Genomic DNA, 10,622 nt, shown 5'->3' on the forward strand with positions numbered 1-10,622 from the left:
AACAAATCTCAAATGGTAGAATCAGCAAAATTGGCGATCGCCCCGATCGTTTATCTACAAAATAGAGGTTTTTCTAGTCAACTCCCAAATCTCCTCCCATTCCCGATCCAAAAGCGGCCGCACCTCCAAATCAATATCAAAACAGCGACAAGCCGCCACACTCAAAGCATCAATTACAGTCGCAATCAAATCATCTCCCCCTTCAGATAGAGGTAATTTTACAGGAATTAATTCCTCCCCAAAAACCTGAGAAAACAAACCAATATCCGGCTGTAAACGCATCGAACCGTGCTGCAAAATCGCATCGCCCCGGCGCAATTGTGCGCTACCAATTAACTTGTAGCCATCAACAGTAACCAAATCCGCACCAGTCGCCGTACCAAAACAATTGGGATTGTGAATGTAACCGCGCCCAGCTTCCCCGTAGTGCAAATCCACACCGATCGCCCGCCAACCCTCAATCAAAAACTCGCATATAGTGTGATAAACTTTGATGCGGCTGCTGTCAAATCCCGACGCCACAACGGCATAAGTTAAATCCCCTTGGTGGAGTACGGCGCGCCCGCCGCTGGGCCTCCTCACCAACTCCACAGGCTGTCCCTCCCAAGATAGCTGCTGCCAAAATTCCGGCCAGCGCTGCTGGTGGTAGCCCAAGGAAATCGCCGCCGGTACCCAAGTGTAAAATCGCAGAGTTGGCGGATTTTTCCCCGCTAGATGCTGTTGTAGCAGCCATTGGTCGATCGCGACCTGCACCTTACCAGACGCCGACAGCAGCGGAATTAAACGCCAAACAGAATTAGCCATTAGCCCCCATTCCTGAGTTTATACTCAATAAGTTCGCAGGATGTTTTAAAATTAGTAACAGTTTTTGTGCCTGTCTTTTAATTTGGTGCAAGTTTCAAGCCCGCCCGTGCTTTATAAATAATCAGGAAAAATCATCGAAAAATCATGAGCAACAGTGTAATTGTCATCAACGACGAAAAATTTGAAACAGAAGTTCTGAAAGCAGAGCAACCAGTCCTTGCCTATTTTTGGGCATCTTGGTGCGGGCCTTGCAAACTCATCGCGCCTTCGATCGACTGGGTGGCTGCCAACAACAGCGACTTGAAAGTAGTTAAAATGGAAATTGACCCCAATCCCAATACTGTCAAACAGTATAAAGTAGAAGGAGTCCCAGCACTCAGACTGTTTAAAAATGGCGAAGTAGTCCTTTCCCACGAAGGAGCTATTACCAAACAAACATTGCTCGGTTTGCTAGAAGGTCACTTATAAAGTTTTGAGTGTTGAGTTTTGAATGTATAAATTTGAGTTATATAATTTTAGTTATAAGTTAATTTATTAATTTATAACTAATAAATTATAACTCTGAATCCTTCAATCTGAATCTACAAATTGTCGCCGCTCAATTGGTAATAATTAATAATATTTAACCCTAGGAAAACAAAATTTTCCAAATAGGTTCGATCGTCTTTATTTTACCGAACACAAAAATAATATAATTCACAATTCACAAAAATACTGGTAGCCCATATGCAATTTGCCAAACGTTTACAACCCCTAAAATTTAATGTATTTGCCGATATGGATCGGGCAAAATCTCTCGCCAGAGCCGCCGGACAAAATGTGATCGACTTGTCTCTGGGTTCTTCCGATTTGCCTGCGGCTGCTCACATTACAGATGCGATCGCCCATTCGCTATCCGATCCTAGCACCCACGGCTATTTACTGTTTAACGGCACGCGCTCTTTCCGAGAAGCCGCAGCTTTGTGGTACGAACGAAAATTCGGGATTTGGGTCAATCCAGAAACAGAAGTGCTGCCGTTAATTGGTTCCCAAGAAGGCACGGCGCATATGCCTTTAGCTGTGCTCAACCCGGGAGATTTTGCTTTGCTGCTCGATCCGGGCTATCCTTCCCACGCGGGCGGTGTCTATTTGGCGGGCGGTCAAATTTACCCGATGCCATTATTAGCAGAAAATCAGTTTTTGCCAGTATTTGAAGATATTCCGATGCCCGTTTTGGCTCAGTCGAAGATGATGGTTTTGAGCTATCCTCACAATCCTACAACTGCGATCGCCCCGCTGGCATTTTTTGAGAAAGCTGTGGCTTTTTGTCGCCAACACGAACTCGTTTTAGTTCACGATTTCCCCTATGTGGATTTGGTGTTTGACGATCGCAATTCTCCACTTGAGGCCGCCCAAACCGAGGAAAACCGTAAATTGATGGCGCCGTCGATTTTTCAAGCCGATCGAGATAAGAGTGTGGCGATCGAGTTTTTTACCCTATCCAAATCCTACAGCATGGGAGGTTTTCGAGTCGGATACGCGATCGGCAATCCCGAACTAATTGCAGCCCTGCGACAAGTCAAAGCAGCAGTAGACTTCAACCAATATCTAGGGATTTTGAACGGAGCGAGTGCAGCATTAACAGGCCCCCAAGATACCGTCACCACCAGCGTCGAAACCTTCAGAAAACGGCGGGATGCCTTTGTAAATGCGCTGGGGGCGATCGGCTGGGAAGTACCCGTACCCCCTGCCACCATGTATGTCTGGGCGAAACTGCCGCTACCTTGGGCCTCGGATTCGGTGAAATTTTGCACTCAGCTCGTACAGAGTACAGGAGTCGCAGCTTCCCCCGGCGCCGGTTTCGGGAAATCTGGAGAAGGCTACGTGCGATTTGCCTTAGTCGAGCCGCCAGAAATTTTGGAAACAGCAGTGAGGAAAATTGCGGAATTTCTCAATTAATTTCTCAATTACAAAGATTGCATTCATGCACTCTCCTCTCTTGAAATTATCTGCGTTTATCTGCGTTTATCTCCCTATATCTGCGGTTGATTTATCAATCCAAGATTTATGCAATAAGTCGATCAAACAAACGAAAAATTACCAATTCTTAAAAGTAGCCCTACTTCTGGGAATTGGTATAAGTTGAAACTGCTAGAACTTAGGCACACCTAATCAGAAACCGGGTTTTTCACAAAAAAACTTTGTTACAGCCCATGAAAACGGTAAAAACCCGGTTTCCAGAAGTCGGAATCGGTAAGTCTTCTATCGTTATCTCTACCTAAAGGAATAGATATTTCCACGGAATATCTGTCAGAGTTTATGTTGAGAATTGTTAACGCGAAGGATCTTGGGAATTGCCAGTTCCGCTCACCCACTCTACAAACCCTTGAAATGAATTCTGTCGGGGCAGCGATTGTTCTGTAGCGGCGATCGCGCATCCCAAAAATACCGCGCTTCCCAAAATCGCCACCAGCGGGAAATACTTACCCAGCCCAAAGTCGCGCTGAAGGCGAGCTAACGGCCTGCTCTCGCGCCTGAGCATCTTTCCCACCGTCAGTTGTTTGAGAGTAAAAGGATCGCGGACAAAATGACCGCTCCAGCTAATTACCATATGAGAATGGCAGTGGGGACAGGTGAATAGTCCGCTGACCATTCCGACTGGGCCCACGACGCTGGAACGGTGGCAAATCGGGCAAGTGACAGAATGAGTGTTATAGGTGGGAGCGTTCATAACTGCTTTTCTTGAGTAAAAAACCAACAACCAATAGAGAGCCTGCGTTAACGCCTAGGGCATATGCCTGAAGCAGCACTTTATCCTTAATTCCTAGTTTACCGCTCGAATCGGGTCGATCGGATCTCACTGCTTGGGAAAACCTTGAAATTTCCAGTCCCCCAACGAGTGCAAGTCGGGAGTACAGGTGAGATTGTATTGCAGCGGAGTAACGGTTATCTTGTTGTCGCCAATAGCCTGTACATCTGTAGGAATATCATGCTGCACAGCCGGATCGGGCATTTCTTCTACATCTTCTAACAATTCCCCAGCTAGCCAATAATAAGTTTTGCCGCGGGGATCGGTGCGCTTTTGAAATATGTCGAAATAGCGGCGAATGCCTTGACGGGCGATCGCAACTCCGGTAATTTCTGCCTGTGAGACTGCTGGTATGTTGACATTCAACAGCATCGGTTTGGGTGTTGGCTGTTTTTCCAACTGTGACAGCAAGCTGACAGCGAAATCTACGGCTGGCCCAAATTCCTGCGAAGTATAGCTGGCGAGGCTAAAAGCAATACTGGGAATGCCTTCCATAATTCCTTCCATCGCCGCCGAAACCGTGCCCGAACAGATAATGTCCGTGCCCAAATTCGGCCCGTGGTTGATGCCAGCAAGTACAAAATCCGGCGGTTTGTCAAGTAAAGCCCACAAAGCTAATTTCACGCAGTCGGCGGGAGTGCCCGAACAAGCCCAAGCTGTGACTGCGGGGTCAAAGATAGATTCGACAATTTCGGCGCGGATGGGTTGGTGCAGCGTCAGGCCGTGCCCGGTAGCGGAGCGCTCTCTGTCGGGACAAACTACACTCACAGAGTGGCCCGCGGCGGCGAGTGCGTTGGCGAGGCTGCGGATGCCTTGGGCAAAGATGCCGTCGTCGTTGCTAATTAAAAGTTTCATTCAAATTTTTGTAGGCCTGAGAACAATACTAAACTAGATTACTGTAGGGCGATCGCTCAATATTTAAGTCCCGTTAACTCTTGTCTAGCAAATTTTTTAAGTTGGTTGTGATTCCGCAAGATCGTTTTAATGCTGGGTTTGTTAAAAAATATTGCAGGTTTACACAGCAATGCACTAGCAATGACATACTGCTGATTATTATAAGTCAGTTAAATTTTTAATTGCAATTTCGTTGAATAATAAAAGTGAGAACACATGAAAGATTTTCAAAATTTTTTATTGCCTCTAACCAAGCCATTTGAAATTAATTCGGAATTAACGGCAATTAATTCATTAACGTCTCTGACCTTATTAAAATCAAGTAGGACGGCGGACACTTCTCAAAGCATTACCCCCCCCCCGAATTTCACGCATCCGCAGTCAAAAATTTTACCCCACAAAACAATGAAGTTGGCAAGAGTTTTGAACAATTTTTAATACCATCGCAATTCTTAAGTCCAGGCACAAATACATTACTTTCCGCAGCCGCAAGCAGGGACATCTTAACCGGCGAAAAATTAGCAATACCAGGGATTCGCGCTAGCAGCCAACTTCCTAGCGATACGACACCGCCGATTATCGCAGCTAACTTAACCAACGACACAGGAATATTTGATGGCGATCGTATCACATCCGATCCTGCGATCGGCGGTAGCATCACCTTCGACGACAGCAGCATTGCCAGCTTCCGCGCCGGTTTCGACGACACCCCCGCCAGCGAATTCACCGACATCACCTCTCTCATCAATAGTTGCAACTGCTTCACCCTCAGCCGCACCCAACTCGAAACCATCCGCCGCAACCCCCTCAAAGACGGCAATCACACCCTCCGCCTCATAGCCACCGACAACAACGGCAACACATCCGAAACCTTCAACCTCAACTTTACCCTCGACACCGCCGCCCCCCAAACCACCCTGCTGACGCCAATTCCCGGAGGCAACCACAGCACTACAATCCGACTTATCGGTACCACAACCGACACCACGACAAATCTGTCCAACCTAGAATACTCAGTTGATGGCAGCAGCAAAAACACCCTAAACACAGAAAGCAGCGGACAGTTCGACCAAATTCTCCAGCCCGAACCGCTAGATATCGGCAGCCACACCGCCCTCATCGAAGCAACAGATATCGCCGGCAACCAAACATCTCAAAACATCAACTTCCAAGTCACCAACAACTTCACCATCGTCCCGAATGGCAGTACAGGTTGGGCCGCAACATCAACAGACACCGTACTCCTAGCCGAACGCAACAGCAAACTCGTCCAAGCCCTAGTACCCATACAGCTAGGACAAACCACAGGTAGTCGCACCCTGCGCTTCCAACTCAAAGCCGACTTCGACAAAACAGATACAACTTCAGCAATCGAAGACTTGTTCCAAATTTACCTTGTTTCCTCAAGCAATCCCAACCAAACCCTACTCGACGGGGGAACGTCCGGAACACCGCTATTTTCCCTAGCCGGCAGCAAAGCCGAATTCCTACCCGGACTCGTGCGGTACACTGGCGACATTGTAGAAATCGATTTAAGCAGTTTGAAAAACAACAGCAGCGGCAATCTGCTGTTCAGATTAACCGACAGCGACACCGACACCGGCAGTACCGCAGAAGTCAAAAACCTCACCAACACCATCGATGAAGAAGGTAGCGCCAGCCCAGTCTTTCTGCCAGTCCAGAACAAAACCACCAGCAGCGGCAGCCTCAATACCGAAAACCTCACAGCAGCCCCCGACTTAAAAGTAAACTTCACCCAAGCACAATTCGACCCCGCCACCGGCAACTACAAAGCATCAGTACAGGTACAAAATACAGGCAGCCCAGTCAGCCGCAACGTAGCAGTAATTTTCCCCGATTTACCAGCAGGAATCACCCTGCAAAACCCCGACGGCACCGACAGCAACGGCAAACCCTACATCAACTTGCGCGGTGCAATTCCCGCTGGAGGATTGAAGACTGGAGCAACTTCAAGCGCTGTAGAATTAGTCATCAACAACCCCAACTTTCAGAAATTTTCCCTAATTGCTACCGCCGTTGCCAGCGGGGCAAATCAAGCCCCAAACCTAGCAGCAATTCAAACCATCGAGGTTAAAGTCGGAGAAACCTTCAAACTGCCCCTCAGCGCCACCGATGCTGACGGCGACCCCATTAGCTTTAGCATCAAATCGTCCACTCCCTTACCCACAGGCAAAATCTCCAGCAACGGCACCCTAGAAATTGCCCCCACTCCCGAAGAAATAGGAACCTACAACTTTACAGTAGTCGCCAGCGACGGAGTATTAGAAACATCAAAACCAGTCACAGTTAACATTACCCCTTCCACTGTCGGCCGCACCCGCATTTCGGGAATAATTAAAAACACCAAACAAGAACCCCTAGCAGGAGTTTTGGTAGGACTCGGCGACATCCGGGCTGTAACAGCAGCCGACGGTTCTTTTGAAATTAAGCGATTGGAATTTCCCTATTTAGCAGCATTAGGAATTCCCGAAATAGTACCGCCAAATACCCTGCAAATTTACGGCGACGGCATTACCGGCGAAGACAACTATCCCTACATTGCCGAAAAACTGCCCCTATTATTAGGACACGAAGCTTACCCCAACGTTAACAACGTCATCTCCCGTCCAATTTACCTGCCGCCCATCGACACCGCCAACAGCAAAACCATCAACCCAGCCGCCGACACCACCGTCACCACCGCAGCCATCCCCAAAGCATCAGTATTCGTCAAAGCCGGTTCCCTCAAAGACAGCGAAGGCAACCCCTACACCGAAAACCTCAGCATCACCCAAGTTCCCACAGAATTAACCCCCGCCGCCCTACCGCCCAACCTGCACACCGACTTAGTAGTCACCATCCAGCCCGGGGATATGGTGTTTACCACCCCAGCACCCCTCTCCTTACCCAATCGCGCCGGATACGCAGCGGGTACAACGATGGACTTGTGGTCAATTAACCCCACCACAGGCTTCTTCGACAACGTAGGAGTGGGAAAAGTCACTGCGGACGGGAGTACCATAGAAACCATTTCCGGCGGCATCCGCAACAGCAGTTGGCACTTCTTCGCCCCACCCGCACCAGCGCCCAAAGACCCCAGTCAAGACCCCCGCAACCCCAAAGATAAGTGTAACGAATGTAAGGCCAAAGGCGGCTTAACCTCCGAAGTAGAAATGCACTCCGGCGCAGTCATCGAAACCCACAACCTCGTGCCCTACCAATCAATGGGAGAAAGCCGCAGCTTAACTTTAACCTACGATTCTCTCAGAGCCGACCCCAGACCCATAGTCCACTTCGGCTACAATAACGCCCCCGCCGATACAGCCCAAAAATTAGTCGCCAAATTAACAGTAGATGCAGGCAAATTCCAGTATCAAATACCCGGATACTCCGGCAACCAATATAGTTTAACCGGAGGCGAACACTTCTGGTCAATGCCAAACAATGGAGGTACAATTGACGCCGCATTGCAAGTCGATATGAGTGCCTTGCCTTCAGGTCAATACGACTACACAATTAACAGCGGCATCCGCCGATTTACAGGTACTATTTTTGCCGGTTCATCAACCGACACGAAGGATAAGTTAGTTTCAGTCAACACAATTAACAGTCCTTTCGGCAGCGGTTGGGGAATAGCAGGATGGCAGGAATTAGTAGAAAATGCCGACTCTTCAGTCTTGTTAATTGACGGTGACGGCAGCGAATTAGTATTCGACAAATCCACACTAGCAGGGTCCGGGTACGTATCTCCTCCAGGAGATTTTTCCAAATTAGAGAAACTAACAGACGGCACGTTTCGCCGCACCTTAAAAGACCAAACTATTTACAGTTTCAATGCAGGCAAGCGCCTGGTTTCAGTCAAAGAAGCCAACGGCAACGAAACCAAATATATTTACAATTCATCCGGTGAGTTGTCCCAAATCATCGACGTAGCAGGGTTGATTACCAAGTTGACCTATGCCAACGGCAAAGTAAGTCAAATAGAAGACCCAGCAGGACGGTTGACACAGTTAGAATACGATAATTCTGGCAACCTGCTGCATATTGTTGACCCCGATACTAAAGCGCGGACTTTCAGTTATGACACGCAGCGCCACATTACCAAAGAAATAGACAAACGGGGATTTTCCGAACAAACATCATACGACTTTGCAGGTAGGGCAACAGGGGGAATTCGCAAGGACGGTTCTCAGTTACAAGTGGCACCGGTACAGGTGCAAGGACTTTACCGGCAGGAGGATACAACTAATCCTTTGAATGCGCCTGTAGCTAAACCTTTAGGTGCGGTAGAAGCGAGTTATGCTGATGGTAGTGGTGGCGTAATTACTCAGATTCTCGACCAAACCGGGCAAGTTGTTTCAGCAAAAGATGGTGGAGGATTGAAACCTAGTTTTGAGCGGAATCAGAATTTGTTGGTGACGAAAAGAACCGACGCGCGGGGAAATGTTACTTCCTATGAGTACGATGCTAAGGGAAATGTCAAAAGTATTTCAGATTCGCTTTCCGGTACAGGTCAAACAGGTTCAACTGGCAATAATAACAGCAACATATTTGCTGCTGGGACTGAAAGTCAAGTGGGGTCATCTCCTACTTCTGTAGCAATAGGAGATGTCAACGGTGACGGCAAACCAGACATGATTACTGCCAATCTTTTGAGTAACAATATATCAATCTTGTCGGGAAATGGTGACGGTACATTTGGTGTCAAAACTGATGTGGCAATGGGGTCATATCCTGCTTCCATAGCCCTTGGAGATTTAGATGGCGATGGTGACTTGGATATCGTGACTGGGAACTTTTTATCGTTTAGTACCAGTTTGTCGATACTTACGAACAATGGAAGCGGGTCTTTTACCCGCAATGACATTACCATGCCTGCTAATATTGGTGCCGAAGCACTAGAACTTAAGGACTTAAATGCCGATGGTGATTTGGATATAGTTATTTCTGGTTCTGGTTATGGTAGTAGCGGGCAAATGTCGGTATTGTTGGGTAGCAGTGGTAGCAGTTTCGGTACGAGAACTGATTACAATACTGCGAGTGACCCTCATTCGATAGCTGTAGGAAGACTCAATCAAGACCTCAGCTTTGATGTCGTCACAGCCAATCGTTTCAGCAACAATGTATCTGTGTTCCCGGGGAATGGAAATGGCAGTTTTGGTACGCGAAAAGATTTTCCTGTAGGTTCTCGTCCTGAATCGGTGGCTGTAGGAGATTTAAATGGGGATGGCAACTCAGACATCATCACCGCTAATTCTTCAAGTCAAAATGTTTCGGTGTTATTTGGTGATGGTAATGGAAATTTTGGTACTCCCATTAATTACTCGGTTGGCAATCTTAATCCCTTATCGGTGGTGTTGGGTGATGTGGACGGCGATAGTGACTTAGATGTGGTTGTTAGTGTTTCTGGTAGCGCTAATCAGGCTTCTGTGTTATTAAATAATGGTACAGGTGGTCTAACGCTGAAGGAAAATGTAGCACTTGGTTCTCAACCTGTAGCTACAGCTTTACGCGACTTGGATTTGGACGGAGACTTGGATTTAGTAAGTGTTAATAACCAGAGTAATAATGTGTCTATTCGGCTCAATACTACTCTGCAAGCTGATGGAGGCGGTAATAAAAAGCGGAGTTATACTTATGACCCAGTTTTCAATCAAGTAGCCAGCGAAACTGATGAATTAGGCCGCCAAACCCTCTACGAAATTGACCCAATTACTGGGAATCGCAGAAAGATGACGCAGGTGGTGGGTGCTGTTGGCGGCACTGATGATGTGGTTACTAGCTATACTTACACAAACAAGAATCTAATTGACATTGAAACTGACCCCAACGGACGGGTGACAGATTACGATTATAATGCTCAAGACCAGTTGGTTAAGATTACTGTTGCTAAGGGGACTGTTGATGAAGCTGTGCAGCAATTTGAATACGATTCTGCGGGCAATCAGTCGGCGGTAATTGATGAGAATAATCGTCGCACTGAGTATGAATATGATGCGATGAATCGGTTGAAGAAGACGACGTTTGCTAAGGGGACTTCTGAGGAAGCAACGCAGCAGTTTGAGTATGATGGTGATGGAAATCAGACGGCGGTAATTGATGAGAAGGGGAACCGTAGCGAGTCTGAGTATAATAT

The 10,622-nt window shown here is 47.5% G+C and carries 8 protein-coding genes; 3 read left to right on the forward strand and 5 right to left on the reverse strand.

Annotated features, from left to right (window positions below; translation table 11 throughout):
• Positions 1-54 precede the first annotated feature (54 nt).
• Positions 55-804, reverse strand: coding sequence for a lipoate--protein ligase family protein (locus tag QT974_RS23550; protein WP_333470843.1), 750 nt, complete (start codon positions 802-804; stop codon positions 55-57).
• Between the two features lie 144 nt (positions 805-948).
• Between QT974_RS23550 and QT974_RS23555 the strand changes: the two genes are divergently transcribed.
• Together QT974_RS23555 and QT974_RS23560 are read left to right on the forward strand one after the other, a co-directional pair.
• Entirely contained in the window at positions 949-1,272 is a 324-nt protein-coding gene (locus QT974_RS23555) for a thioredoxin family protein (RefSeq protein WP_333470844.1), read from the forward strand.
• 258 nt (positions 1,273-1,530) lie between these two features.
• Positions 1,531-2,742 carry an LL-diaminopimelate aminotransferase gene (locus QT974_RS23560; RefSeq protein ID WP_333470845.1) on the forward strand — a complete coding sequence of 404 codons (1,212 nt, stop codon included), beginning with the start codon at positions 1,531-1,533 and terminating at the stop codon, positions 2,740-2,742.
• Between the two features lie 373 nt (positions 2,743-3,115).
• On the opposite strand, the gene QT974_RS23565 is transcribed toward QT974_RS23560, so the two are convergent.
• From QT974_RS23565 to QT974_RS23580, 4 genes are all read right to left on the reverse strand, one after another.
• Complete coding sequence (locus tag QT974_RS23565) at positions 3,116-3,514, reverse strand: hypothetical protein (RefSeq protein ID WP_333470846.1); 399 nt, start codon at positions 3,512-3,514, stop codon at positions 3,116-3,118.
• Between the two features lie 126 nt (positions 3,515-3,640).
• The gene (gene surE, locus QT974_RS23570) at positions 3,641-4,447 is read right to left on the reverse strand and encodes a 5'/3'-nucleotidase SurE (protein ID WP_333470847.1); all 807 of its coding nucleotides are present in this window, start codon (positions 4,445-4,447) and stop codon (positions 3,641-3,643) included.
• A 629-nt stretch (positions 4,448-5,076) separates the two neighbouring features.
• Complete coding sequence (locus QT974_RS23575; RefSeq protein ID WP_333470848.1) at positions 5,077-5,433, reverse strand: hypothetical protein; 357 nt, start codon at positions 5,431-5,433, stop codon at positions 5,077-5,079.
• Between the two features lie 206 nt (positions 5,434-5,639).
• The gene (locus QT974_RS23580; protein ID WP_333470849.1) at positions 5,640-5,822 is read right to left on the reverse strand and encodes a hypothetical protein; all 183 of its coding nucleotides are present in this window, start codon (positions 5,820-5,822) and stop codon (positions 5,640-5,642) included.
• Positions 5,823-5,865: 43 nt separating this feature from the next.
• Here QT974_RS23580 and QT974_RS23585 point away from each other — a divergent pair.
• Positions 5,866-10,622: FG-GAP-like repeat-containing protein (locus QT974_RS23585; protein ID WP_333470850.1), on the forward strand; the 4,757-nt coding region annotated here is incomplete at its 3' end.

This window comes from Microcoleus sp. BM001215392, assembly GCF_036700185.1.
Lineage (GTDB): Bacteria > Cyanobacteriota > Cyanobacteriia > Cyanobacteriales > Microcoleaceae > Microcoleus.